Annotated in this window: 20 protein-coding genes; 14 read left to right on the forward strand and 6 right to left on the reverse strand. The window is 66.1% G+C overall.

Annotated elements, in window-relative coordinates; all coding sequences use genetic code 11:
- Window positions 1-36: 36 nt before the first annotated feature.
- The 3 genes from J8I33_RS33575 to J8I33_RS33585 all read right to left on the reverse strand — a co-directional run bounded on the left by J8I33_RS33575 (window position 37) and on the right by J8I33_RS33585 (window position 4,080).
- Window positions 37-696, reverse strand: coding sequence for a PAAR domain-containing protein (locus tag J8I33_RS33575; RefSeq protein WP_209939957.1), 660 nt, complete (start codon window positions 694-696; stop codon window positions 37-39).
- Between the two features lie 172 nt (window positions 697-868).
- A complete protein-coding gene (locus J8I33_RS33580) occupies window positions 869-2,377 on the reverse strand; it encodes an AMP-binding protein (RefSeq protein ID WP_209939958.1) in 1,509 nt (502 codons plus the stop codon).
- A gap of 50 nt (window positions 2,378-2,427) precedes the next feature.
- Window positions 2,428-4,080, reverse strand: a complete 1,653-nt coding sequence (locus tag J8I33_RS33585; protein ID WP_209939959.1) for an acyl-CoA dehydrogenase family protein — start codon at window positions 4,078-4,080, stop codon at window positions 2,428-2,430.
- A 121-nt stretch (window positions 4,081-4,201) separates the two neighbouring features.
- Between J8I33_RS33585 and J8I33_RS33590 the strand changes: the two genes are divergently transcribed.
- From J8I33_RS33590 to J8I33_RS33605, 4 genes are all read left to right on the forward strand, one after another.
- Window positions 4,202-4,870 carry a TetR/AcrR family transcriptional regulator gene (locus J8I33_RS33590; protein WP_124594448.1) on the forward strand — a complete coding sequence of 223 codons (669 nt, stop codon included), beginning with the start codon at window positions 4,202-4,204 and terminating at the stop codon, window positions 4,868-4,870.
- Between the two features lie 206 nt (window positions 4,871-5,076).
- Complete coding sequence (locus J8I33_RS33595) at window positions 5,077-6,231, forward strand: pyridoxal phosphate-dependent aminotransferase (protein ID WP_209939960.1); 1,155 nt, start codon at window positions 5,077-5,079, stop codon at window positions 6,229-6,231.
- A gap of 49 nt (window positions 6,232-6,280) precedes the next feature.
- Window positions 6,281-7,069, forward strand: coding sequence for an ABC transporter substrate-binding protein (locus J8I33_RS33600; RefSeq protein WP_006477297.1), 789 nt, complete (start codon window positions 6,281-6,283; stop codon window positions 7,067-7,069).
- Window positions 7,070-7,084: 15 nt separating this feature from the next.
- Window positions 7,085-8,521 carry an FAD-binding oxidoreductase gene (locus J8I33_RS33605; protein ID WP_209939961.1) on the forward strand — a complete coding sequence of 479 codons (1,437 nt, stop codon included), beginning with the start codon at window positions 7,085-7,087 and terminating at the stop codon, window positions 8,519-8,521.
- 45 nt (window positions 8,522-8,566) lie between these two features.
- Here J8I33_RS33605 and J8I33_RS33610 read toward each other — a convergent pair whose 3' ends face one another.
- Both J8I33_RS33610 and cadR read right to left on the reverse strand, forming a co-directional pair.
- Window positions 8,567-9,139: a PadR family transcriptional regulator gene (locus tag J8I33_RS33610; RefSeq protein WP_124555763.1), complete on the reverse strand. Its 573-nt coding sequence runs from the start codon at window positions 9,137-9,139 to the stop codon at window positions 8,567-8,569.
- 68 nt (window positions 9,140-9,207) lie between these two features.
- Window positions 9,208-9,639 carry a Cd(II)/Pb(II)-responsive transcriptional regulator gene (cadR, locus tag J8I33_RS33615; protein WP_209939962.1) on the reverse strand — a complete coding sequence of 144 codons (432 nt, stop codon included), beginning with the start codon at window positions 9,637-9,639 and terminating at the stop codon, window positions 9,208-9,210.
- Window positions 9,640-9,721: 82 nt separating this feature from the next.
- Between cadR and J8I33_RS33620 the strand changes: the two genes are divergently transcribed.
- Both J8I33_RS33620 and J8I33_RS33625 read left to right on the forward strand, forming a co-directional pair.
- Window positions 9,722-12,298, forward strand: a complete 2,577-nt coding sequence (locus tag J8I33_RS33620; protein WP_209939963.1) for a heavy metal translocating P-type ATPase — start codon at window positions 9,722-9,724, stop codon at window positions 12,296-12,298.
- A 10-nt stretch (window positions 12,299-12,308) separates the two neighbouring features.
- Window positions 12,309-12,686 carry a zinc ribbon domain-containing protein gene (locus J8I33_RS33625; RefSeq protein WP_124594443.1) on the forward strand — a complete coding sequence of 126 codons (378 nt, stop codon included), beginning with the start codon at window positions 12,309-12,311 and terminating at the stop codon, window positions 12,684-12,686.
- A gap of 159 nt (window positions 12,687-12,845) precedes the next feature.
- Here J8I33_RS33625 and J8I33_RS33630 read toward each other — a convergent pair whose 3' ends face one another.
- Entirely contained in the window at window positions 12,846-13,727 is an 882-nt protein-coding gene (locus J8I33_RS33630; protein WP_209926193.1) for an AraC family transcriptional regulator, read from the reverse strand.
- Window positions 13,728-14,005: 278 nt separating this feature from the next.
- Here J8I33_RS33630 and J8I33_RS33635 point away from each other — a divergent pair, with 278 nt between their 5' ends.
- The 8 genes from J8I33_RS33635 (at window position 14,006) to J8I33_RS33670 (ending at window position 26,186) form a co-directional block, all read left to right on the forward strand.
- On the forward strand, window positions 14,006-15,469 hold the full coding sequence (locus J8I33_RS33635; protein ID WP_209926192.1) for a mechanosensitive ion channel: 1,464 nt from the start codon (window positions 14,006-14,008) through the stop codon (window positions 15,467-15,469).
- Between the two features lie 218 nt (window positions 15,470-15,687).
- On the forward strand, window positions 15,688-17,100 hold the full coding sequence (gene eat / locus J8I33_RS33640; RefSeq protein WP_050015869.1) for an ethanolamine permease: 1,413 nt from the start codon (window positions 15,688-15,690) through the stop codon (window positions 17,098-17,100).
- A 100-nt stretch (window positions 17,101-17,200) separates the two neighbouring features.
- The gene (locus J8I33_RS33645) at window positions 17,201-18,598 is read left to right on the forward strand and encodes an ethanolamine ammonia-lyase subunit EutB (protein ID WP_209939964.1); all 1,398 of its coding nucleotides are present in this window, start codon (window positions 17,201-17,203) and stop codon (window positions 18,596-18,598) included.
- Entirely contained in the window at window positions 18,595-19,389 is a 795-nt protein-coding gene (eutC, locus tag J8I33_RS33650) for an ethanolamine ammonia-lyase subunit EutC (protein ID WP_050015872.1), read from the forward strand. Before J8I33_RS33645 ends, eutC begins: the two co-directional genes overlap by 4 nt.
- Before the next feature lie 636 nt (window positions 19,390-20,025).
- Complete coding sequence (locus tag J8I33_RS33655) at window positions 20,026-23,571, forward strand: type VI secretion system Vgr family protein (RefSeq protein WP_209939965.1); 3,546 nt, start codon at window positions 20,026-20,028, stop codon at window positions 23,569-23,571.
- Window positions 23,561-24,997, forward strand: coding sequence for a hypothetical protein (locus tag J8I33_RS33660; protein ID WP_245172628.1), 1,437 nt, complete (start codon window positions 23,561-23,563; stop codon window positions 24,995-24,997). Before J8I33_RS33655 ends, J8I33_RS33660 begins: the two co-directional genes overlap by 11 nt.
- A 1-nt stretch (window position 24,998) precedes the next feature.
- The gene (locus J8I33_RS33665; protein ID WP_046547487.1) at window positions 24,999-25,286 is read left to right on the forward strand and encodes a PAAR domain-containing protein; all 288 of its coding nucleotides are present in this window, start codon (window positions 24,999-25,001) and stop codon (window positions 25,284-25,286) included.
- 21 nt (window positions 25,287-25,307) lie between these two features.
- The gene (locus tag J8I33_RS33670) at window positions 25,308-26,186 is read left to right on the forward strand and encodes a hypothetical protein (protein WP_209939967.1); all 879 of its coding nucleotides are present in this window, start codon (window positions 25,308-25,310) and stop codon (window positions 26,184-26,186) included.
- Window positions 26,187-26,243 lie beyond the last annotated feature (57 nt).

Here is a 26,243-nt window from a genome sequence, read left to right on the forward strand (position 1 = left end):
CCTTTGGCAAGAAAGTAGCGAATCATGGACGCTACCTCAGCGGGGCATGGACGAGCGGGTGACGACGCTAAATACAATGGACGACGCTACGCCTTGTCGTTCTGGACTATCGGTGATCGTGTCGCCGTTATCGAGTTCGCTGCCAACGAATGCGAGCGGCGCGAAGTCGGGCCCGTCTGCCAAACCCAGACCGCTCGTCACGCGCGCGGTTGAACCGTCCGGATAGTGGATCAGGTCGCCCACCGTGGCAGGCTTTCCCAGGTGCGACGCTACTTCCCACGTGCCGGACGGCTCGCGCAATGCATCGCCGCGCGCTGTTGTCGCGCCACGTACCGCCAGTCTATAGGCAGGCGGTGCGGGTGGCGGCACATAGGTGGGATCGAACAGGCCCGCAATGCTTTGCCCCTCCCGCACGTGAATGCCCCATGAGGTGCGCGGCGTTTCGGTAATTCGGTCACCGTTGCTCAACCGGCTGCCGACCAGCGCGAACGGCTTACCTCCGCTATGGTTGTTTCCCGCGCCTTCGATAATCGCGGCCTCGCTGCCGTCGTCATAGGTCACTACGTCGCCGACGCAGGCGACTTCTAATCCTGCCAGGTTGAGGCCGCTGGTTGCGGTGGTGACGCGTCCACCGCGTTCCGTGAGTGCGCCAACGGTGGCGAAAAGATGGGTCGGTGCTTTGTGTTCGTTTTTCATCCGGCTTCCCTGTCTCAGTAAATGGAATGGCTGCCTAGAGACGCTATTCCAGATACGAAACGTCGATCAATCGGACGAATATGATTCAGCGCTGGTAACTTCTATTACTTGTTCCGTTCCGCCTGTTGCATTGACCGCGCGTGCGCGAATGCGCTAGCTCAATCGCGGATACTCAGTCCCTGCGCACGCGCAGCAAGAACTTCTGCAACTTGCCGGTCGGCGTGCGCGGCAGCGCCTGCACGAACGCGAACTCGCGCGGGATCTTGTACGCCGCGAGCCGCTCGCCGCAGAACGCGCGCAGCGCGTCCGCATCGGCCGCCGCGTTCGCCCGCGTCACCACGTGCGCGACGACCGTCTCGCCCCAGTCCGGATGCGCGACGCCGACGACGGCCGCCTCGGCGATGTCCGGGTGCGCACCGAGCACGTCCTCCACCTCCTTCGAATAGACGTTCTCGCCGCCGGTGACGATCATGTCCTTCAGCCGGTCGACGATGAACAGATAGCCATCCTGATCGATCCGCGCGAGGTCGCCGGTGCGATACCAGCCGTCCGGCGCGAACGCGGCGCGCGTCGCGGCCGCGTCGTCGAGATAGCCGCGCATCATGCAGTCGGTCTTCAGCCAGATCTCGCCGGTTTCGCCCGGCCGCGCATCGACACCGTCCATCCGCACGACCCTCAGGTCGACGCCCGGGCCGCCGTGGCGGCCGATCGAGCCGGCCTTCGCGATCTGCTCGTCCGGATACAGCGTCGTGCCGGCCGGCCCGGTTTCCGTCATTCCGTACACCTGGAAAAACGCGCGGCTGCGATACGCGTGCGCAAGCCGTTCGGCCTGCGCGGCGCCGATCGGGCCGCCGCCGTACAGCCACGCGCGCACGCTCGACAGATCGAACGCCGCGAAGCCGTCGACCGTGTCGAGCGGCAGCGTGTACGACACCGGCGCGCCGAAATACAGCGTCACGCGCTCGCGCTCGACGGTCTGCAGGAAGCGCAGCGGATGGTATTCGCGCAGCAGCACGACGGTGCCGCCCGCGACCAGCGTGCCGCCGAACCAGTTGTTCAGCGGCGACGAATGCCAGATCGGCATCGCCATCAGCGTGCGTTCGTTGCGGCCGATGCCGGTCGCGAGCGCCGCCTGCATCGCGGCGAGCGTCACCGTGCGATGACTGTGCACGCAACCCTTCGGGCGGCCGGTCGTGCCGGACGTGTAGAGGATCTGCGCGACGTCGCCGTCGGCCGGCTCGATGCCCGCGAGGCCGTCCATCGTCGCGCACATCGTGTCGAAGTTCGGCACGCCGTCGAGTTCGCCTTCGGTCACGAGCCGCCGCGCCGGATGCACGATGCGCTCGACCACCGGCGCGAGCGCGACGTCGAACAGCAGCACGGTGCTGCCGCTGTGTTCGAGCACGTAGTCGACTTCCGGCGCCTGCAGCTTGTGGTTGATCGGCACGAACGCCGCGCCGAGCCGCCATGCGCCGAACATCAGGTCGACGAAGGCCGGCGTGTTGAAGCACATCGCGGCGACGCGGTCGCCGGCCGCGACGCCGAGCGCGCTCAGAACGGCCGCCGCGCCGTGCGAACGCTCGCGTGCGGCCGCATACGTGATCGTCGCGGATTCGCTGACGAGGAACGGCTTGTCGGGCGTCGCACGGGCGGCGCGGTCGAGGGCGGCGACGAGGTTCATCGGGGCTCCGGGCGGGCGAACGAACGCGAATTCGGTTGAGCGGGCCGGCGTCAGGCCGGGTACGCGCGCTGCAGCAGCGCGGCGACGTCGATCGCGCGCGGATCGAAGCCGCCCGCGATACGGCCCCAGTCGGGCGCGGCGAGCCGTGTCGCGACGAACGCGTCGGCGACGGCCGCCGGTGCATCGCGGCGCAGCAGGCACGCCTGCGCGACGAGCGCGAGCCGCTGCGCGAACACGCGGCCCGACGCTTCGAGCGTGTCGGCCGGGGCGGCGAGCATCGCGCGCAACGCGTCGAGCGCCGCGCGGATGCGCGGTTCGCCCGCGCCGAGGTCGGCGAGTTCGTCGAACAGCGCGGCGGCCGCATCGGGCTCGCGCGACACCGCGCGCAGCACGTCGAGGCACATCACGTTGCCCGAGCCTTCCCAGATCGAGTTGACGGGCGCCTCGCGGAACAGGCGCGCGATCGGGCCGTCGTCGACGTAGCCGTTGCCGCCGAACACTTCCATCACCTCGCCGGTCAGCTCGACCGCGCGCTTGCAGACCCAGAATTTCGCGGCGGGCGTGACGATCCGCTTCCATGCGCGTTCGCGCGGGGTGTCGTCGCGTTCGAACGCGTCGGCGAGCCGCATCGCGAGCGACAGCGCCGCCTCGCTTTCGAGCGCGAGATCGGCGAGCACGGTGCGCATCAGCGGCTGCTCGGCGAGCGCGCGGCCGAACGCGTGACGCTGGCGCGTGTACGCGATCGCCTGCACGACGCCCTGGCGCAGCATCGCCGCGCTGCCGAGCACGCAGTTCAGCCGCGTGTAGGTGGCCATCTCGATGATGGTCGGAATGCCGCGGCCTTCATCGCCGAGCATGATCCCCCACGCATCGTTCAGCTCGATCTCGCTGCTCGCGTTGCTGCGGTTGCCGACCTTGTTCTTCAGCCGCTGGATCTCGACCGCGTTTTTCGTGCCGTCCGGCCGCCAGCGCGGCACGTAGAAGCACGACGGGCCGCCGGCTTCGGTGCGCGCGACGACGAGGTGCGCGTCGCACATCGGCGCGGAAAAGAACCACTTGTGGCCGCGCAGCCGGTATTCGCCGCCGCGGCCGCCCGCGCCGACCGGCGTGGCGAGCGTCGTGTTCGCGCGCACGTCGGAGCCGCCCTGTTTCTCGGTCATGCCCATGCCGAACCAGATCGCGCGCTTGTCGGCGACCGGCACGTCGCGCGCATCGTAGTCGTCGCTGTAGAGCTTGTCGCGCAGCAGGTCCCACAGCGCCGGCTCTTTCTGCAGCACGGGAATCGCGGCTTGCGTCATCGTCGCCGGGCACAGCGTGCCGGCCTCGATCTGGCCGTGCAGGTAGAAGCCGGCGGCCGTCGCGGCCCAGCGGCCGCGGCGCGACTCGCGGAACGCGAGCGACACGAAGCCTTCGTGACGATACTGGCCGAGCAGCGCGTGCCAGGCGGGATGGAAGTCGACGCGGTCGATGCGCCGGCCGCGCCGGTCGAACGCGTTCAGTTCGGGCGTGTGGCGGTTCGCTTCGTCGGCGAGTTGCGCGGTGTCGGCGCTGCCGAGCCGCGCGCCGTATGCGTCGAGCTGCGGTACGGCCCAGTCGGCGCCGGCCCGGACGAGCGCGTCGCGCAGCGCGAGATCCGTCGCGAAGAGGTTATAGTCGACGAGTTCGTCGAACTGGTTCGTGACGGCGTGAGTCGAGTCGGTCATCGCGGGTGTCTCCGGTCTGATGCTGCGCGGTCAGCCGGCGTCATGCCGCGCGCAACGGCCCTTCGGCGCGGGTTCCGGCTTCCGGTAAAACGTATTCCCTGCTGAATTCAGAGTAGCAAATATGCCGCCGCGACATGTTCAGGTTCCGGCGCCGCCCGGCTCGCCGGCGGCGCAACCCGCGCCCGCGTTGCGTCGCCGGCCGCGCCAGTCGCGCGCGCAGGCGAGCTCCGACGCGCTGCAACAGGCGTTCGTTCAGCTTTTGCTCGAACGCGGCTACGCGAAGGCGACGATCCGCGAGATCGCGGCCGTCGCGGGTGTCAGCATCGGCACCTTCTACGAGTATTTCGGCGACAAGCAGAGCCTCGCGGCGCTCTGTATTCATCGCCGCGTGCTGGCGCTGGCCGACCGGCTGCGCGACGCGGTGCAGCGGCTGCGCGGTGCGCCGCGGGCCGAGCTCGCCGTCGCGCTGGTCGATCTCCAGGTCGATACGATCGCCGCCGACGCGGCGCTGTGGGGCGCGCTGTTCGCGCTGGAGCGGCAGGTGTCGCCGCTGACCGCCTATCGCCGGCATTACGACGCCTATGTCGCGCTGTGGCGCGACGCGCTGGCCCACGCGGCCGATCCGCCGCCCGCCGCGCGGCTCGACGGGCTCGCGCGGATGGCCCATACGATCTGCTACGGCGGCCTGTCGCAGGCGCTGCTGACGCTCGGGCCCGCGCTCGATTTCGCCGCGCAGCGCCGCGAACTGCGAGCCGTGCTGCTCGCGTATCTCGCGGCCGCGGACGCGTAGCCTTCCCAGGGGAAATGCCTGATTCGCATATCAGGCGCGCAGACCCGCCTTGCCGCCAGGCTCTTCTCCCGGCGAACCATGAGAAAAATGCATGGCCTCCATGACGAACTTTCGATTGTCCGCCGATATTGGTTCGGGCTAAATCATGCGGCAGATGCAGGTCGCGCACGGCGCGGCCCGCCCGAAGGACATCAGGAGGAGGAGTCATGCGAAGCGCCACCGCGCCCCGTTCGAAACTGCCCGACGTCGGGACGACGATCTTCACGGTGATCGGCCAACTGGCTGCTCAACACGACGCATTGAACCTGTCGCAGGGCGCGCCGAATTTCGCGCCCGATCCGGCGCTCGTCGAAGGCGTCGCGCGCGCGATGCGCGACGGTCACAACCAGTACGCGCCGATGGCCGGCGTGATCGCGCTGCGCGAGCGGCTCGCCGAGAAGACCGAGGCGCTGTACGGCGCGCGCTACGATCCGGCGACCGAGATCACGGTGATCGCGAGCGCGAGCGAGGGGCTGTACGCGGCGATCAGCGCGCTCGTGCATCCGGGCGACGAGGTGATCTATTTCGAGCCGTCGTTCGACAGCTATGCGCCGATCGTGCGGCTGCAAGGCGCGACGCCGGTCGCGATCAAGCTGTCGCCCGAGCATTTCCGCGTGAACTGGGACGAGGTGGCCGCGGCCATCACGCCGCGCACGCGGATGATCATCGTCAACACGCCGCACAACCCGACCGCGACGGTGTTCTCCGCCGACGATCTCGAGCGGCTCGCGCAGCTCACGCGCGACACGGGGATCGTGGTGCTGTCCGACGAAGTCTACGAGCACGTCGTGTTCGACGGCGCGCAGCACCAGAGCGTCGCGCGCCACCGCGAGCTGGCCGAGCGCAGCGTGATCGTGTCGTCGTTCGGCAAGTCGTTCCACGTGACCGGCTGGCGGGTCGGCCATTGCCTCGCGCCGGCCGAACTGATGGACGAGATCCGCAAGGTGCACCAGTTCATGGTGTTCTCGGCCGATACGCCGATGCAGGTCGCGTTCGCGGGGATCCTCGCGCGGCCGGACAGCTATCTCGGCCTCTCGGCGTTCTACCAGGCCAAGCGCGACCTGCTCGCGCGCGAGCTGGCCGATTCGCGTTTCGAGCTGCTGCCGAGCGAAGGCTCGTTCTTCATGCTCGCGCGCTTTCGCCACTTCTCGGATGAAAGCGACAGCGATTTCGTGCTGCGCCTGATCCGCGACGCGCGCGTCGCGACGATTCCGCTGTCGGCGTTCTATACCGACGGCACCGACGCCGGCGTGATCCGGCTCAGTTTTTCGAAGGACGACGCGACGCTGGTCGAAGGCGCGCGGCGGCTGCGTTCGCTGTAGGACAACCGGCGGCGGAGACGTCGCATCGACCGGACACTTGGAGATCACGATGAAGCACACGGCAACCCTGAAACTCGCATTCGCACTCGCGTGCGCCATCGGCTCCGGCGCGGCGCTCGCCGATGCGCCGACGCTGCGCTTCGGCCTCGAAGCGCAATACCCGCCGTTCGAATCGAAGGCGCCGAACGGCGACCTGCAGGGCTTCGACATCGACGTCGGCAATGCCGTCTGCCAGACGGCGAAGCTGTCGTGCAAATGGGTCGAGACCTCGTTCGACGGGCTGATTCCGGCGCTGAAGGGCCGCAAGTTCGACGCGATCAACTCGGCGATGAACGCGACCGAGCAGCGGCGCCAGGCGATCGACTTCACGACGATCATCTATCGCGTGCCGACCCAGCTGATCGCGCGCACCGGCAGCGGGCTGCTGCCGACGCCCGAATCGCTGAAGGGCAAGCGCGTGGGCGTGCTGCAGGCGTCGATCCAGGAAACCTTCGCGAAGGCGCACTGGGAGCCGGCCGGCGTCGCGGTCGTCGCGTACCAGGACCAGAACCAGGCGTATGCGGATCTGGTCGCGGGCCGCCTCGACGCGACGCTCGTGCTCGCGCCGTCCGGCCAGCGCGGTTTCCTGTCGCGCCCGGACGGCAAGGGCTTCTCGTTCGTCGGGCAGCCGGTGCACGACGACAAGATTCTCGGCAGCGGCATCGCGTTCGGCCTGCGCAAGGGCGACGACGCGCTGAAGGCGAAGCTCGACGCGGCGATCGACAAGCTGAAGGCGGACGGCACGGTGAAGTCGCTCGGCCTGAAGTATTTCGGCGATATCGACATCTCGACGAAGTAAGCGGGGGCGCGCGCGATGCCGACTCCGAACCCGAGCGCCGCGGGCAGCGAACCGGGCGGCACGCCGCTGCCGCTGCCGGACGATGCCGTCGCTGCCGTGCTCGCCGACGAACTGGGCGATGCGCTCGTCACGCGTGCGGCCGACATCGAGCCGCGTTACTTCACCGCGTACAACGAGCCGGCCGGCGTGCGGCCGCGCGCGCTGGTGCGCCCGCGTAGCGTCGACGACGTGTCGAGGACGCTCGCGTTATGCACGCGGCTCGGCCAGCCGGTCGTGCCGCAAGGCGGGCTGACGGGGCTCGCGCGCGGCGCGGTCGCGCTGGGCGGCGAGGTCGTGCTGTCGATGGAGCGCTTCGCGGGCATCGACGCGCTCGACGCGGCGGCCGGCACGATCGCCGTGCGCGCGGGCACGCCGCTGCAGACGGTGCAGGACGCCGCGCACGCGGCGGGCTTCACGTTCGGCGTCGATCTCGGCGCGCGCGGCTCGTGCCAGATCGGCGGCATGCTCGCGACCAATGCGGGCGGCACGCGCGCGATCCGCTACGGGATGATGCGCGAGCAGGTGCTCGGGCTCGAGGCGGTGCTCGCGGATGGCACGGTCGTGTCGTCGATGAACCGGATGCTGAAGAACAACGCGGGCTACGACCTGAAGCAGCTCTTCATCGGCAGCGAAGGGACGCTCGGCGTCGTCACGCGCGCGGTGCTGCGGCTGCATCCGTTGCTGGCGGCGCCGGCCACGGCGCTCTGCCGCGTGCGCGACTACGAGGCGGTGGTCGCGCTGTGGAACCGCGTGCGCACGCTGCCGGAAGTCGTCAGTTTCGAGGCGATGTGGCCGGCGTTCTACGACTACGTCGCGCGCCATACGCCCGGTGTGTCGGCGCCATTCGTCGGCGACGGCGGTTTCGTGGTGTTGATCGAATGCGCGACGAGCGCGCCGGGCGGCGATGCGCACCATGCGCTCGAAACGGGGCTGGCTGCGGGGCTCGATGCAGGGCTCATCGACGATGCGGTGCTCGCGACTTCCGAGCGGCAGGCGCGCGATTTGTGGACGCTGCGCGAAGGGCTTGCGATCGATGCGCTGCCCCATCTCGTCAACTTCGACGTGAGTCTGCCGACGGGCGAACTCGGCGCGTTCGCCGAACGCTGCGAGGCGGCGTTGCGGGCGCGCTGGCCGGCGCTCACGTGCCTGTTCTTCGGCCATGTCGGCGACGGCAACGTGCATATCGGCGTGTCGCTGGCCGAGATGACCGACACGGATGCCGATGCGCTCGATCGCTGCGTGTATGCGGTGGTGCGCGACATGGGCGGCTCGGTGTCGGCCGAGCACGGGATTGGCGTGCTCAAACGTCCTTATCTGGCGCACACACGCAGCGACGCGGAAATCGGATTGATGCGACGCCTGAAGGCCGCGCTGGACCCGCTTGGGATCCTGAATCCCGGCAAGGTGCTTTGACGCTGCCGACGCCCGTTCCTCACGGAAAACGGCCGGCGCGACGCATCAGCCGTCCACCCAGCGCAGCGCGCCGATCTTCAGGTGTTCGACGACGCTGCGCGCCCACTCGAGCTCCGCATTGAGCAGCACGAGCGCATATTCGTTCTGCAACAGGAACAGGCGCGGCACCTGGTCGGCCTGCGCGGTGGCGCGCAGCGCCTCCAGCCGCTCGCGTTCGGCGTCGAGACGCGCGATGCGCAGCTCGAGCTGGTGGCGCGCATCTTCCGCATCGAGCAGCGGCAGGAACGCGAGGCCGGCGCCGAACGCCGGAAATTCACGCGCGGGCTCCGCGAGCAGCGCATGCAGCCACGCCTGCCCGGCCGTGTGCCCGGCTTCGGTCAGCGCATACAGCGTGCGCTCCGGAAACGCGCCGTCACGCTCGGTGTCGTGCACGACGATCAGCCCGTCGCGCAGCAGCCGGTCGATCGTCTGGTACAGGCTCGTGCGCTGCCGCACGTTGACGACTTCGTCGTAGCCGCGGGCCTTCAGTTGCTGCAGCATCCCGTACGGATGCATCGGCGTTTCGGTGAGCGTCGCGAGGACGGCCAGCGCGAGCGGGGACGGACGGCTCGTAGACATGAATAGTAAATATATATCTAGTAATAATACAACTATTCTCTATCGGACTATCTTGTTTGACAAGGGTTTCAGCCGAGATGCGAGCGCTTCGCGGCCGGCGCGACGGTTTCCATCGTCGCGAGACCGTGCACGATGCCGCAATCCTCGACCGAGTGCTCGCCGACGCACTGGCGGCGCAGTTCGATGAGCTGGTCGCGCAGATGCGTGAGTTCCGCGAGGCGCGCGTCGACGTGTCCGATGTGATCGTCGAGCAGCGAATTGATCGAATCGCAGCGGTCGGCCGGCGTGTCGGTGAGCCGCAGCAGCGCGCGGATTTCGTCGTGCGCCATGTCGAGCGCGCGGCAGTTGCGGATGAAGCGCAGCCGTTCGACGTGCACGTCGGTGTAGTTGCGGTAGTTCGAATCGGTGCGCTCCGCATCTGGCATCAGCCCCTCTTTCTCGTAGAAGCGGATCGTCTCGGGCGTGCAGCGGGCCGCTTTGGCCAGTTCGCCAATCTTCATGCCTTTCTCCCGTGTAAGGGTTGACCTTGTAGTGGCTTCAGGGTGTTAACTCTACACCGTCAAGCCACGAAAGGAGGTTGTCATGACCGACGCCCAGCGTCCCCACGACCCACGACACCGTCATGCCGGCGGCGCCGATACGTGTTGCGCCGATGCGCGCGACACGCAGACGGCGGCCGTTGCCGATGCGGCGCCGGCGGCCGGCGAGCGCGCGCACGGCCATGACCACGATCACGATCACGGCCACGGCCACGATCACGCCGCGCATGGCGATGCGGGTCATGACCGCGATCACGACGAGGCTCACACGGATACGCATCGGCATGGCGCGTCGTGCTCGCACGACCACGCCGCGCATGACCATGCCGGTCACGACCACGACCACGACCACGACCACGACCACGACCACGACCACGACCACGACCACGACCACGACCACGACCACGCGGCCGGCGACTGCTGCGCGCCTGCCGCGCTGACGCTCGCGCCGCTGCCGGTCGCGCAGGCGACCGCGTCGGGTCACGTGCGCTCCGCGTTCCGGATCATGCAGATGGACTGCCCGACCGAGGAAACGCTGATCCGCAAAAAGCTCGGCGGCATGCAGCAGGTATCGGCGCTCGAATTCAACCTGATGCAGCGGATGCTGACCGTCGAGCACGTGCCCGGCGCGCAACCGGCGCTCGAAAGCGCGATCCGCTCGCTCGGGATGACGCCGGAAGCCGCGTCGGCCGATGCACCGGCAGCGCCCACCGCGCCGCCGCCCGCCAAACCGTGGTGGCCGCTCGCGCTCGCCGGCGTCGCCGCGATCGCATCCGAAGGCGCGACCTGGGCCGGGCTGCCGGTGTGGCTGTCGGCGGCGCTCGCGCTCGCCGCGGTGCTCGCGTGCGGGCTCACCACGTACAAGAAAGGCTGGATCGCGATCCGCAACGGCAACCTGAACATCAACGCGCTGATGAGCATCGCGGTGACGGGCGCGATGGCGATCGGCCAGTGGCCGGAAGCCGCGATGGTGATGGTGCTGTTCACGATCGCCGAGCTGATCGAGGCGAAGTCGCTCGACCGCGCGCGCAATGCGATCCAGGGGCTGATGCAGCTCGCGCCGGACACCGCGACCGTGCAGCAGGCCGACGGCGCGTGGCGCACGATCGAAGCCGCACAGGTCGCGCTGGGCGCGGTCGTGCGCGTGAAGCCGGGCGAGCGGATCGGGCTGGACGGCGAGGTCGTCGCCGGCCGCTCGACGGTCAACCAGGCGCCGATCACCGGCGAGAGCCTGCCTGTCGAAAAGGCGAGCGGCGACGCCGTGTACGCGGGCACGATCAACGAATCGGGTTCGTTCGACTACCGCGTGACGGCCGTCGCGGCCAACTCGACGCTCGCGCGGATCATCCACGCGGTCGAGGAAGCGCAGGGCGCGAAGGCGCCGACCCAGCGCTTCGTCGACCAGTTCGCGCGCGTCTACACGCCGATCGTGTTCGCGGTCGCGCTGCTGGTCGCGGTGGCGCCGCCGCTCGTGATGGGCGGCGCGTGGCACGACTGGATCTACCGTGCGCTCGTGCTGCTCGTGATCGCGTGCCCGTGCGCGCTGGTGATCTCGACGCCGGTGACGATCGTGTCGGGGCTCGCGGCCGCGGCGCGGCGCGGGATTCTCGTGAAGGGCGGCGTCTATCTGGAAGAAGGGCGCAAGCTCGCGTGGCTCGCACTCGACAAGACCGGCACGATCACGCACGGCAAGCCGGTGCAGACCGACTTCGACGTGCATGCGGACGGTGCCGATGCGGCGCGCGTGCGGCATCTCGGCGCGAGCCTCGCGGCGCGCTCCGATCACCCGGTGTCGCAGGCGATTGCGGCCGCGGCCCGCGACGCCGGCACGACCGCATTCGCCGACGTGCAGGACTTCGAAGCGATCGTCGGGCGCGGCGTGTGCGGCACGATCGACGGCACGCGCTACTGGCTCGGCAATCACCGGCTCGTCGAGGAACTGGAGCGCTGCTCGGCGGCGCTCGAGGCGAAGCTCGACGCGCTGGAGCGGCAGGGCAAGAGCGTCGTCGTGCTGGTCGACGCCACGCGCGTGCTCGGCATCTTCGCGGTGGCCGACACGATCAAGGACACGAGCCGCGATGCGATCGCCGATCTGCATGCGCTCGGCATCCGCACCGCGATGCTGACGGGCGACAACCCGCATACCGCGCAGGCGATCGCGGGGCAGGCCGGCATCGACGATGCGCGCGGCAACCAGTTGCCGGAAGACAAGCTCGCGGCGGTCGAGGAACTGTCGGCGGGCGGCGCGGGCGCGGTCGGGATGGTCGGCGACGGGATCAACGATGCGCCGGCGCTCGCGCGCGCCGACATCGGCTTCGCGATGGGCGCGATGGGTACCGACACGGCGATCGAGACGGCCGACGTCGCGCTGATGGACGACGACCTGCGCAAGATTCCCGCGTTCGTGCGGCTGTCGCGCGCGACGCACCGCGTGCTGGTGCAGAACATCGGCTTCGCGCTCGGCGTGAAGGTCGTGTTCCTCGGCCTCACGGTCGCGGGGCTCGGCACGATGTGGATGGCGGTCTTCGCCGACGCGGGCGCGAGCCTGATCGTCGTGGCCAACGGTTTGCGGCTGCTGTCGTCGTCCGGGGCGTTCGGCGACGTCCCGGCCAAGCGTTGAGGAGCGGGCGATGAGCTTCCTGAAACGGATTCTCGGCGGCCACGGCGGTGGTCATGGCAGCGGGCACAGCAATAGCGGAAACGGGGGCCACGGCGGCGGGCGTCACGGTGGCCTGCGCCAGGGCGGGCACGGCGGCCACGATGCGCGCGGCCGCGATCGCCACGGCTGGGGCTGGCAGGCGCCGGCCGACGCGGGCAGCGGTGGCCAGGGCGGCAATCTGCCGCTGAGCCAGCTCGCGTGCGCGGGCTGCGGCGCACTCAACGCAGCCGATGCACGCTTCTGCACGCAGTGCGGCGCGGCGCAACGCGGCAAGGCCTGCAGCCGCTGCCACGCGGCGCTGGCGGCCGACGCGCGGTTCTGTCCCGGCTGCGGAACGCAGGCGGCTTGACGCTATCCGCACCTTCGCGCCGGCCACGCATAAGCACAGGCCGGCACGCTTCGTTCGACGGCCGGCGCACCGGCATGCCCGATGTCATCCCCGGCATGCTCGCACCGGCAATATCGTCGCGGTCCGTCCGGATACACGGCTCCGGGACGCACCCTTTACTCAGCGCAGCGGCAGGTGAATTTCTGTGCGCAGGTCGGCCGGCGCCGTATCCATCGGCGTATTGAGGTATAGCTCGAACGGCGGCGCGTCGGCGGCTTCGCGGCCCGAGTGACGCAGCCAGTCGCCGTAGAGCCACTGGTAGGCCGTCTTCAGGTCCGCATACGGCCCGGTATGCAGCAGTACCGCGTATTCGCCGCCTGCGATCGTCGCACGCTCGACCGGCGGCACGGGCGCGACGTCCGGCGCGCCGTCGGCCGGCATGATGCACGCTTTCGCGCGCAACTGTGCTTCGGGCGTCGTGTCCGGATCATCGTAGAAAATCCCGATCATCTTCGCGCCCGGGCCGATCAATCCGTGCTGCCCGACCCACGCGCCGATCCGCCCGAACGCGTCGCCGACCTTCATGTACGCGCCGGTATGCGTCACCGCGTAGCCGCGCAGTTCCGGCAGCCGCCGGATCTCGACCTCGTGCTTGAACATGTCTTCCTCTCCTCGCTGTAGTGGATAAATCGGCCGGTGGATGCCGGTGCGCCGGTGCTGCGCGGGCAACACGCCGTACGCGTCGCGAAATGCCCGCGCGAACGCGTGCGTCGAACCGTAGCCCGCGCGCCGCGCGATCTCGTCGAGCGGCCGCGCGGTGCAGACCAGATCCTCGGACGCCCGCACGATCCGCATCCGCCGCACCGTCAGCACGATCGACTCGCCGTACAGCGCGCGGTAGACGCGCTGCCAGTGATACGGCGACAGGCACGCGACTTCGGCGAGCCGGTTCAGGTCGAGCGGGCCGTCGAGATGCGCGCCGATGTACGCGTGGACGCGCGCCACGCTCGCCGCGTAGCGCACCCACGCGGGCGGGTCGGGTTTCGTTTCGGCTGGGGTCATCGGCGTGTCCGGGCTGGAACCGACGCCACGGTAGCACGGGCCGAATGGACAAATCTTGCGGAAATGCGAAGCTGTCCGAAGTCCGTCCCCTTTTAATTTCAGCGAAATGGGGTCTTGCCCCTCCGGCATCTATGACTAAAGTTAAAGACGGTGAAATCGGGTGATCACGTCATTTTTCTCGGGTAAGTTGCTCGGACGGGGCAGCAGCACGCTTTTCGAATTACGCAGGTCGTTCGTCGATGTTCAATCGCCACACCACGTTTTCGGGAGAAGAAGAAATGGATGCTTCCAGCTTCATCACGTCGCTGCAGGCCACACTAGGCGGATACCTGCCCAAGATCGCGGGCGCGATCGGCATCCTGGTGATCGGCTGGCTGATCGCCGTCGCGGTGCGGGCCGGCGCGCTCCGGCTGCTCAACGCGCTGAAGGTCGATCAGCGGATCACCGACAGCACCGGCCAGGGCGCGTGCGTCGAACGCATCATCGCCGGCGGCCTGTTCTGGCTCGTGCTGCTCGTCACCGCGGTGGGCATCTTCAACGTGCTCAACCTGTACGCGGTCTCCAATCCGTTCTCGCTGCTCGTCACGCACATCGTCAACTACCTGCCGAACCTGATCGGCGGCGCGGCGCTGACGCTGATCGCGTGGCTGATCGCGTCGCTGCTGCGCAGCCTCGCGAACCGCGCGCTGAAGGCGAGCAAGGTCGACGCCACGCTGTCCGAAAGCGCCGGCATGCAGCCGATGAGCGGCTATCTCGGCGACGTGCTGTTCTGGCTCGTGATCCTGATGTTCCTGCCGGCGATCCTCGCGTCGTTCGCGCTGTCGGGCCTGCTGTCGCCGGTGCAGGGGATGGTCGACAAGCTGCTCGCGATCGTGCCGAACATTTTCGCGGCCGCCGTGATCGGCTTCGTCGGCTGGATCGTCGCGCGCGTGCTGCGCGGCCTCGTGACGAACCTGCTGGTCGCCGCCGGCGCCGACCGCCTCACGCAAGGCATCGACAGCCCGACGCCGGTGCGCGTGTCGAGTCTGGTCGGCACGATCGTCTACGTGTTCGTGTTCGTGCCGACGCTGATCTCCGCGCTCGACGCACTGAAGATCGACGCGATCTCGATCCCCGCGACCAACATGCTGAACCAGTTCCTCGGCGCGGTGCCGGACATCGTCGCGGCGATCGTGATCGTGCTCGTCACGTTCTACTTCGCGCGCTTCGTCGCGTCGCTCGCGCAGAAGCTGCTGGAAGCGGCCGGCGTCGACGGGCTGCCGGCCGTGCTCGGCGTCGAGCGCGTGTTCTCGGGCATCCTGCAGCCGTCGGTGCTGGTCGCGCGGCTGATCGTGTTCTTCGCGATGCTGTTCGCGTCGGTCGAGGCCGCGAACCGGCTCGGCTTCACGCAGGTGCGCGACGTCGTCACGCTGTTCATCGAATTCGGCGGCCACGTGCTGACGGGCGGCGTGATCCTCGTGATCGGCGTGTGGCTCGCGGGCCTCGCGCGCCGCGTGATCGAGCAGGCCGACCGCGAGCACAGCGTGCTGTTCGCGCGGATCGCGCAATTCGCGATCCTCGGCCTCGTGTTCGCGATGGGGCTGCGCGCGATGGGCATCGCGAACGAAATCGTCCAGCTCGCGTTCGGCCTCGTGCTCGGCGCGATCGCGGTGGCCGTCGCGCTGTCGTTCGGCCTCGGCGGCCGGGAAGCGGCCGGCAAGCTGCTCGACCGCTGGTTCAACCAGCGCGGCGGCGGCCAGTAACGCCGGCCGGCACGGCCGCTCCGGCCCGCATCGCGCGGGCCGGAGCGGCGTGGCAACGCGGGCGGCCGGCGTTGCCGCGAGCGTTTTCGCAAGCGTTTCCGCAAGCGAAATGTCAGCCGCGATCTTTGCCGAATTTCGATAACACGTCGTTTAATGACTCTCTAGCATCGATTCTCAGTCGCGCGGGCCCGCAGGCCGGCGCCTTTGAGGAGAGTCCGATGAAAGCAGAGTCGAATGGCCGGCCCGCCGCCGGCGCCAAGTCCTCCGGCCAGCCCGCGCTGCAGCAGACGCTCGGGACCTGGCAACTGTGGGGCATCGCGGTCGGCCTCGTGATTTCCGGCGAATACTTCGGCTGGAGCTACGGCTGGGCGAGCGCGGGCACGCTGGGTTTCGTGATCACCGCGCTGTTCGTCGCGGCGATGTACACCACCTTCATCTTCAGTTTCACCGAGCTGACGACGTCGATCCCGCACGCGGGCGGCCCGTTCGCGTATGCGCGGCGCGCGTTCGGCCCGACCGGCGGCTATCTGGCCGGCGCGGCGACGCTGGTCGAATTCGTGTTCGCGCCGCCCGCGATCGCGCTCGCGATCGGCGCGTACCTGCACGTGCAGTTTCCGGGGCTCGAACCGAAACACGCGGCGATGGGCGCGTATCTCGTGTTCATGGCGCTGAACATCGTCGGCGTGCAGATCGCGGCGACCTTCGAGCTCGTCGTCACGCTGCTCGCGATCTTCGAGCTGCTGGTGTTCATGGGCGTCGTGTCGCCGGGCTTCACGTGGAGCAATTTCACGAAGGGCGGCTGGTCGGGCGCCGATCACTTCAGCGTGGGCGCGTTCCACGGGATGTTCGCGGCGATTCCGTTCGCGATCTGGTTCTTCCTCGCGATCGAAGGCGTCGCGATGGCCGCCGAGGAAGCGAAGAACCCGAAGCGCTCGATTCCGATCGCGTACGTGGCCGGGATCCTGACCCTCGTGGCGCTCGCGATCGGCGTGATGGTGTTCGCCGGCGGCGCGGGCGACTGGACCAAGCTCGCGAACATCAACGATCCGCTGCCGCAGGCGATGAAGTACATCGTCGGCGCGAACAGCGGCTGGATGCACATGCTCGTGTGGCTCGGGCTGTTCGGGCTCGTCGCGTCGTTCCACGGGATCATCCTCGGCTATTCGCGCCAGATCTTCGCGCTGGCCCGCGAAGGCTACCTGCCCGAATGGCTCGGCAAGGTGCATCCGCGCTTCAAGACCCCGCATCGCGCGATTCTCGCGGGCGGCGTGGTCGGGATTGCCGCGATCTACAGCGACGAGCTGATCCAGTTCGGCGGGCAGACGCTCACCGCGAATATCGTGACGATGTCGGTGTTCGGTGCGATCGTGATGTATATCGTCAGCATGGCGTCGCTGTTCAAGCTGCGCCGCTCGCAGCCGAACCTGGCGCGGCCGTTCCGCGCGCCGCTGTACCCGATCTTCCCGGCCTTCGCGATCCTGGCGGCGCTCGTCTGCCTCGCGACGATGGTGGTTTTCAACGGGCTGGTCGCGCTGGTGTTCGTCGGCTTCCTCGCGGTCGGTTACGCGTACTTCCTCGCGACCCGTTCGCAGCGCGCGAGCGCACCCGGCGACGCGCTGCTGGAGGAGTGAGCACGGTGACGATGGTGAACGTGAAAGGCCGTTCCTGACGGCATCCGGCGCGCCCCGTCGAACGGGCGCGCCGTCGGCTTTTGGCAAGGAGATTCGAACGATGTCCTATACGGAGACGATCGGTCCGCGCACGTACCGCTTCGCGGACCTGAAGACGCTGCTCGCGAAGGCGAGCCCGCTGCGTTCCGGCGACCAGCTCGCCGGCGTCGCGGCGGCGAGCGAGGAGGAGCGCGTCGCCGCGAAGATCGCGCTCGCGGGCGTACCGCTGAAGGCGTTCCTGAACGAAGCGGTGATCCCGTATGAAGACGACGAGGTCACGCGCCTGATCATCGACGATCACGACGCGCACGCGTTCGCCGAGATCTCGCACCTCACCGTCGGCGATTTCCGTAACTGGCTGCTGTCGCCCGCGGCCGACGGCGCGGCGCTCGAACGGATCGCGCCCGGCCTCACGCCCGAGATGGTCGCGGCCGTGTCGAAGCTGATGCGCAACCAGGACCTGATCGCGGCCGCGAGAAAGCGCCGCGTCGTCACGCGCTTTCGCAACACGGTCGGGTTGGCCGGCCGGATGTCGGTGCGGCTGCAGCCGAACCACCCGACCGACGACGTGAAGGGCATCGCCGCGTCGATGCTCGACGGGCTGATGTACGGCTGCGGCGACGCGATGATCGGCATCAACCCGGCCACCGACAGCCTCGCGGCGATCATGAAGCTGCTCGCGATGATCGACGGCTTCCGCGAGCGCTACGGCGTGCCGACGCAGTCGTGCGTGCTTACCCACGTGACCAACACGATCGCGGCGATCGAGAAGGGCGCGCCGGTCGATCTCGTGTTCCAGTCGATCGCGGGCACCGAGAAGGCGAACGCGAGCTTCGGGATCTCGCTCGCGCTGCTCGGCGAGGCGCGCGAGGCCGCGTTGGCGCTCAAGCGCGGCACGGTCGGCAACAACCTGATGTATTTCGAGACGGGCCAGGGCAGCGCGCTGTCGGCGAACGCGCACTTCGGCGTCGATCAGCAGACCTGCGAAGTACGCGCGTATGCGGTCGCGCGCAAGTTCGAGCCGTTCCTCGTGAACACGGTGGTCGGCTTCATCGGGCCCGAATACCTGTACGACGGCAAGCAGATCATCCGCGCGGGGCTCGAGGATCACTTCTGCGGCAAGCTGCTCGGCGTGCCGATGGGCTGCGACATCTGCTACACGAACCACGCGGAAGCCGACCAGGACGACATGGACACGCTGCTGACGCTGCTGGGGGCGGCCGGCATCAACTTCATCATGGGGATTCCGGGCGCGGACGACGTGATGCTCAACTATCAGAGCACGTCGTTCCATGACCAGCTCTACGTACGCGAGGTGCTCGGCCTGCGCCGCGCGCCGGAATTCGAGGAATGGCTGGAGACGATGGAGATCGCCGACGCGCACGGCGCGCTGCGCGCGGCAAGCGCCCGCGTGCCGCTGCTCGCGGGTGCGAACGACTGGATGGGGATTTCCGCATGAGCGACGCCGTCGAGAAGAATCCGTGGGCGCAGCTGAAGTCGTTCACGAACGCGCGGATCGCGCTCGGCCGCGCGGGCAACAGCCTGCCGACCGCGCCGCTGTTGGCCTTCAACCTGTCGCATGCACAGGCGCGCGACGCTGTGCACCAGCCGCTCGACGCGGATGCGCTGCGGCGCGAGATCGAGGCGGCCGGCATGCTGCCGACGCTGCGCGTCCAGAGCGCCGCGCCCGACCGCGACCACTACCTGCGCCGGCCCGATCTCGGCCGCAAGCTGTCGGACGACAGCCGCGGGCTGCTGGCCGGCTACGGGGCGGCGCTCGACGACGCGCCGGATGTCGTGTTCGTGGTCGGCGACGGGCTGTCGGCATTCGCGGCCGCGAAGCAGGCGCTGCCGCTGTTGCAGGCCGTGCGGCCGCGGCTCGACGCGGACGGCTGGCGGATCGGCCCGGTGGTGGTCGCGACGCAGGCGCGCGTCGCGCTCGGCGACGAGATCGGCGAGCTGCTGCGCGCGAAGGTGGTCGCGATGCTGATCGGCGAACGGCCGGGGCTCAGCTCGCCGGACAGCCTCGGCGTGTACCTGACGTGGGCGCCGAAGGTCGGCTGTCACGACGCGCTGCGCAACTGCATCTCGAACGTGCGGCCCGAAGGGCTGCCGCACGCGGCCGCCGCGCACAAGCTGCATTACCTGATGACGCATGCGCGCAGGCTCGGGTTGACGGGCGTCGGGCTGAAGGACGACAGCGACGCGTTGGCGCCGCCGGCTCATGCGGAGCGGATCGGGGCTGCTTGAATAGCCACTCGCATCGAAAGTCCATCAACACCCGCAGCTTCGGCGACAACTGCCGGCTCGGCGCAACACGTTGATTGCTTGCCGCACGCGGGGACGGCGCGAGCGTTGCAAGTGCCGCGCATCTTGGCATTGCCGCGCTCCGTCTCGATCGGTCCGTCGATTGGGTTTCGCGCACCTGGCAAACCACTACCTCGATCCTTTGCACGGCTTCCGGGCTCATCGGCCCTGAACACGCGCGACTACTGGCGCATTTGACGCCGGTCAGCGCTCTTGAAAATTCGCATTGCGAATTTCGAATTCGTCTGATTGATTCATCTTTCTCATTCGCGCAAATTTCGTGTGGCGCAACCATCACCGATTTGTCGAGAAAGGAGACCCGATGAGTGACGAGTCGAACGTACCGCCCCATCTTTCCTTCACCAGCAGCTCGCTTGCTGCACGCGTGACCAAGGCCAGCAGCACCATCCGGCTGATGCCAAGGCGAAAGCGACTGTTGGATTGACGCACGATTGAATCGGATTGGTTGATTCGGTTGGCCTCATTTCATTTGTTGCGGATTTTCCGCAATGGTTTGTCCATGGATAGCGGCCGCGTTTCGATGTGATATGGCTGGCGCCCGATATAACGAGGATAAGAATGGCGGAATTCGATCGCGTGACAAGTTATTTGACGGGGCGGCAATCCGCGCATCTGACGCTGATGCGGCGCAAGTCGAAGCGCGATCCGGAGACGGGCGAACTGCCTCCCATGCCCACGGTGTCGGTCGTATCGTGGGTCGTGCGCGAGGCGATCTGCGAGCCGTACAGCGTCAAGGCGGTCGTTGCCGCACCGGTTGCGATTCCGAGAAAGACGGTGCTCGGGCAACTCGCGAAATTTTCGGTTCGACCCGAGGACGGACGCGCCAAGCGCGAATTTGCCGGCTTCGTGACGCAGTTCGACTCCGTATCGGAATCTCGTGATGGTTACACCTACCGTATTGTGATGCGCCAGCATCTGGCCGTCATGGACGGCCCGAGCAATTGCGCCACGTACCAGGGAATGGCCTCGTGGGAAATCATCAAGGAGATTTTGGCGCGTTACGACCTCCGCTTCTGGATACAGGTCGAATTCAATCTACGCCGCGAGCATCCCAGGCACCCGTTCCGCTTCCAGTACAACATGGGCGACTGGGACTACGTCAAGCTCGAGATGGAGCAAGCGGGCCTGTACTGCTACACAAGGACCGGTGAGCACGGCGACGTGCTGGTGATCGCGGACGACGTTGACGGCTATATGCGCCCCGCAATACCTGTACTGGATCGTCCCACTGCCGGGCTGGCGACCTTCGAGGAATCGATTTTTTCCTTCAAGGTCCGCTCGCGCGTCGTGCCGGAATCCTATGTGGTTGCCGACTACAACCCCGAGCAGGCGTGGGAGCGCTTCCGTGCCGAGGACCGCGCCGTATCGGACGACGAGACCATGATCGGCAAGCCCTATGTCTGGGGCACGCATCACGACGACGCCAAGGGGGCCAAACGCGAGGCGCAGTTGCGCCATGAAGCGGCACGCGCCAGCCAGATTCGTTACTCGGTGGAGTCGACCGTGCTCGCGATCCGGCCTGGCAGCATCGTGCAGTCTGATCGGACGCTCGAGGATGCCGGCGCGGCCATGTTCGTGACGACGGTCGTGCATCGCGGCGCGCGGAATGCGAGCTACGTGAACAGCTTCACGGCGATTCCGGCCGATCGCCCGTACCGGCTGGAAATTGACGAGCGTCGGTGGCCGAAAATTCCCGGCACGCTAGGCGCGACTATTACGTCGCCTGACAGGTACAAATTCGCCTACCTCACCGACAAAGGCGAGTATGTCGCGCGGTTTCACTGCGACTTCGGCAACTGGCCCAAGGGCGGGGAAAGCGTTCCGTTACGGCTCGCCAAGCCGTTCGCAGGCAGGAACTATACGGGCATACACATGCCCGCGTTGGACGGCGACGAAGCCCTGATCGGCTTTCGCGAAGGCAATCCGAACAAGCCCTTTATTGCATCCTTCATCCACAATAGCGAGCGCCCCGACCTGATTAATTCGTCACGACGGCGCATGTCGCGTAACGAGATCCGAACGCAATCCGGCAACACGTTCTGGATGGACGATTGGGACAATCAGGAAGGCATCGAACTCGGTACGGAGCACTCCGGCCGCTCGCAACTCCATCTCGGCCATATGGTGGACCGCGCACTGAACCAGCGAGGCGCGGGTGCCGAACTGCGGACTTCAGGGCATGCGGTTGCGCGAGGCGGCGCAGGTGTGATGGTGACGGCCTACGACCGGCCGGGCGGCGCGGGCAAGCAGCTCGATATGGCCGAGACGATTGCGCAACTCAAGGACATGTTGGCGCTAGCCGAATCGCTGGCGAAGTCGGCCGAGGCGTCGAAGGCATCGCCTGCGGATACCCAGGCGCAAAAGGCGATCGGCGACGGGCTGGACGAATTGAAAAGGCCGGGCGCGGTCGTGACTGCACCGGGACCGGTTGGCGTGGTCTCGGGCGATGGCGTACAACTCGCCGCCGATGGTTCGATCATCGGGACCGCGAAGAAAGGAGTCCACTTCAGCGCGCTCAAGAGGATCACCGCCGCTGCGGGCGGTCGGTTGTCACTGTTCGCGCGGAAGGGCATGAGCCTGATCGCGTCGGCCGGCGAGGTCATTGTGCAGGCTCAGCGAGGCCGCATGCAGCTTGCGGCGCAGGAAGACATGACGGTCGAAACGGTCAATGGCGTTTTGCACGTGAAGTCGCCGAAGGAAATCCTGCTCAGCGTCGGCGGCTCGTATATCCGCGTGAATCCGGAAGGGATCGAGATGGGCTCGCGCGGCCGTGTGCACTTCAGGACAAGTGGCTTGAAGAAGACCGGGCCGGCTCAACTGGACCTGAGCGGCGCGGCGTTCGCGCCGGCTTTCGTGCCGTTCAAGACGGAGTGTGAGATCTGGCGTACCAATCCGAATTTTGTACAAGCGCCGGCCTTGGCGCCTGAGCCGAGCCCGCCGCAATGGGAGTCACAGGGTAATAGAGAGGCTGTTGCACGTGCCCTCGCACCTGCGGCTGATGGGGGAAAGCTAAGCGACTTCTCCCCCTTCGATGGAAAGCCGTCGAACGTTGATTCGAACGTGCCGAAAGCCAAGGTCGAATTGAACGGCCCCGACGATCAGACGCAAAGTTACGTCGCACCCGATCCAATCAAGCTCGCAAATGCGGTTCCCTGTGACTGGAAGATCACGGACCTGAAGGTTGATGTGCGGCAGCATATCGAAGCCAAGCCGTATTGGGGGATGTTAGACAACCGGACGCCGTGGAAAGACAGCAGTGGAAACCAGATCAGAGGCGGTGGTTCGAGGGACTCGAATTTCGAATTCGCGTACAGCGAGCAGGACAAGACGATTACTTGCACTGTCAGGGTGATGCTGGTTCCGATGGATTTGTTTCCGGTTGATGTCACCGGAAATCGTGATCTCACAGTTTCGCCGCAAACCGTCCCATATGAGGCGACAACTCACTGGCGAATGATGCCTGGTTCCACGGTCAAGGGTGTGAAGATGGACTACCGCGATACGGTCGGGGATAAATATGACGTTGACGCTCTGAGAAATCGGATTGAGGCCGTGTTGAACCAGAGAACCTACAAGTTGATTCTGGACGGTTGCTCTAAAGGGGCTGCGTGTGGATGCCGGGTGAAAGTTAATTTCAGGGTCGATCTTCGCGTATCGGTCAGGGGAGCGCCCATTGCTGGGTTTAAACCGCATGTTACGAATCACCTGTATCCGACTGTTCTTCGGGCAGATACGTCGTCGTGGGGGGAGGGGCAAAAATGGCAGGACGATCGGGGAGAGGTACATGATTCTGGGCGCGCGAATGTCGAGGCGCACGAGTGTGGGCATTATTTCAATTTCCCCGACGAATATTACGATCGAGGCGGCTGGCTTCACGAGTCTTACATTAAGTGTGAGCAGATTGATTTTTCGCTGGTCGATGCAAAAGCGGGAACCATGATGTGGCAGGCGCGCTCGCCGACGAACCTGATGGGTTACGGTGCAAATTCGTCGTGGCAGATTGGTAAGGTAACGGCAACCATAAAGCCGTATTACCTGGAATATGTGCGGCGTCAATTCTCGCTGGCGACAAACAAGTTGTGGAGGGTCGGCTATGATTCGTAATTTCCGGCGTATTGCATTAAGCGTTCTTGCAGTCTCCCCGGTTGTTTGGGTGGGGTATGCAAATGGAGGAGGTGTGGGCATGGAAAATGATGCGATGCAATTCAGCTATATCACAAATGGCGGGGCGGATGGCAGCATTAATTCATATGGGAATAACGAAGTCGCAGTTTCCGGTGATGTATTGACGGTTCAGATTGGAGATTCCGTGGGAAGCAAGGATGGCAGTGGAATCGGGGTCTATAAATTGAATCTGCAAGGTAAAAACCTTGAATCCGCCAGAAAATTGGCCGATTTGCTATGTTCGCCAAAAGACCCGGAGAGCGACGTGCCAATTTCCGATCTTTACGTCGCAAAATGTGGTGGAGCGATCAAGAGTAGCTACGTGAGAGATTTTAGTCGACCTATTGCAATCAGGATCGCTGACTTGGTGGACTTGCTAAGGGATGCGGGAGTTCAGGGTGGGCGAAAAGTTGTGAAACTGGATGCTTCGCTCACTGCTATTGCTCGCACGAAGGATGGATTCATGGTTTCTGTCAGATTCGACAACACTGGTGATTATCCTATCAAGTTCAAGACGCCTGATAAATGGAATGTCGAAACTGGCAGGAATATGGATATCTTGGGCGTAAACGGCTACCGAATTGGATCGCGTGATTCTAAATTCGGACTCGGGTTGGCGGGTAAGTTGCTTGAAAATTCGGGCGAATTTACTGATGGCGAGGTCAGTCTTGCGCCGCACAGTTCGGTAATTTTCAAGATAAAAACAACATCCGTCAGTAAATTCGTCGCGGGTAGCTACGATCTCAATGTTAGCGTGTTTATGAACATCGAGGTTTCGGGAATCCAGTCCAGTCTGGTGCGGGTCGATTTCCATTCGGACTACAAGAATCCGACCCGCGTCACCTTTGACCGCGATTATCCCTCGACGCCGCAGGAGCGCGAGCAGTGGGAAGCGTACCAGCGGACTCGCCTGTCACATTTTCCGATCAACCCCGGTGAGACGTTCGCTGAGGACGGCCTGTATCGCGCAGTGCGTCTGAATGCCGGCGGCAGCTACCGCAGCTTGCAAGTGATGCCATTCAAGGCCGGCGACATCGCCACGACCGACAGCGTGAAGATGCCGATGGAGTCCGGAGACGGCGTCCATCTCAACGGACCGGTGCAATGGGTATGGGAAGGCAGTGCCCCGACTCCCACGAAGCCATTCTCGTCCGCCTACGTCGAAGGCACGGAGCAGTTCAGCTTGCCCGGCGCGGCGTGTCCGCGTGGCGGCCGTTGGGTGGCGCGCGTTCGCGCGAATGCGGGCTACTCGACGCCGGAATACCGCTATGACCTGTCCCGCATCGTCACGATGCGGCGCGGCCAGCCGATGCCGTCGATTTCGAACGACGCCGGCAACGCTGAATGGGAATGGGTGGGGGGCTGAAATGCGAGAACGTGCGCTGATCTATCAGCATGACCGGACGACGGCGAACGGCGTCGTGCTTGACGGCCTCGATGACGTTGAACTCGACGATCGCAAGTTGAGCCATGTGGGCGCGCGGGTCCAATGTCCTGCGTGCAACACCATTGGCCGGATCGAGCCGGTCGGTGAGCGCTCGGACCATGAACTGAGCGACAAACAGCCCGCGCTCGAAGACGACCTTTGCCGGTGCGCGTGTCATCCGTCGCCGCGGCTGATTGCATCGCAGCGCCACTCGATGATCGAAGCGTGACGCGATATTCACGGAGACGCGATGAAATTTCGCTGGGATCAACGCGTGCCGCCCGAGTGGCAGCACCCCAAACCGCCACCCGTATGGGTCTACCTCGTCTTGTTCCTCGTGATCGCGGGCGTGTGCCTGGCCTATACGGTGATAACGTGGCCGGCGGGCAAACCCGTTGGCTCGCCGGAATTCACGCGCTCCGCGCTGGCGGTCCCGTTTACTTTTTGGCTCACGATCTGCGCCGCGCTTTATTCGTCGTTTTACGACGGCTTGGCGTTTGAGGCAGCGGTCAGGAATGCGGCGCGCTGGCATTTGCTGGTCCGATGGCAGCGACTCAGCCGCGCAGGCATGGCCGTGCTCGACAGTGTCATTCTCACGCCCGAAGCCGACCTGGCCGAACGCATGCTGAAACTGGAAGGCAGTCCACCGGAGAATCCGGGGAAGGTCATGTTGCTTGGAGGCCTCGACGCAACCCACGTCGCGTCACGCGTCAGCAGCCTGCTGGAAACCCTTCTGACGCCACTGGCGGCGCGGCTGGCTGAGGCGTCGCGCAGCAACTCATTCGAAATCGTGATGCAGTGCGACCGGCAGGAATGGTCGACGGACGTCAAGGCTGTGTGGGAGCGCCTGAAGTTGCCAGGGCGGCCCTGTGTTCGATGGATCGACAACGACCGCAACGTGAACTTTGCGGAGAACTGGTTCACGGACAAAAGCGACTCGCCGTTTGCCTCTAGCCACTATGCAGTGGACGGAACTCCGAAGTATCGCCTCGTTGTCGCATGGCATTTGAATGATGACGCCCCCGGCATTGCGCCGGCGACATCGGAAGCCGCGGTTGCGCTTCTGCTCGGTTCGCGCGCGCTCGTACAGGAAAAACCTGAGCTAAAGCGGCTAATGCCGTTCAGTTAAGCGACCGAAGGGCATTTTTGTTTTGTGGAAGGAGTGGTTGTAAACGTTGCGCTGAGA

Origin of the sequence: Burkholderia sp. AcTa6-5, from assembly GCF_017815075.1 — a bacterium.
GTDB lineage: Bacteria > Pseudomonadota > Gammaproteobacteria > Burkholderiales > Burkholderiaceae > Burkholderia > Burkholderia sola.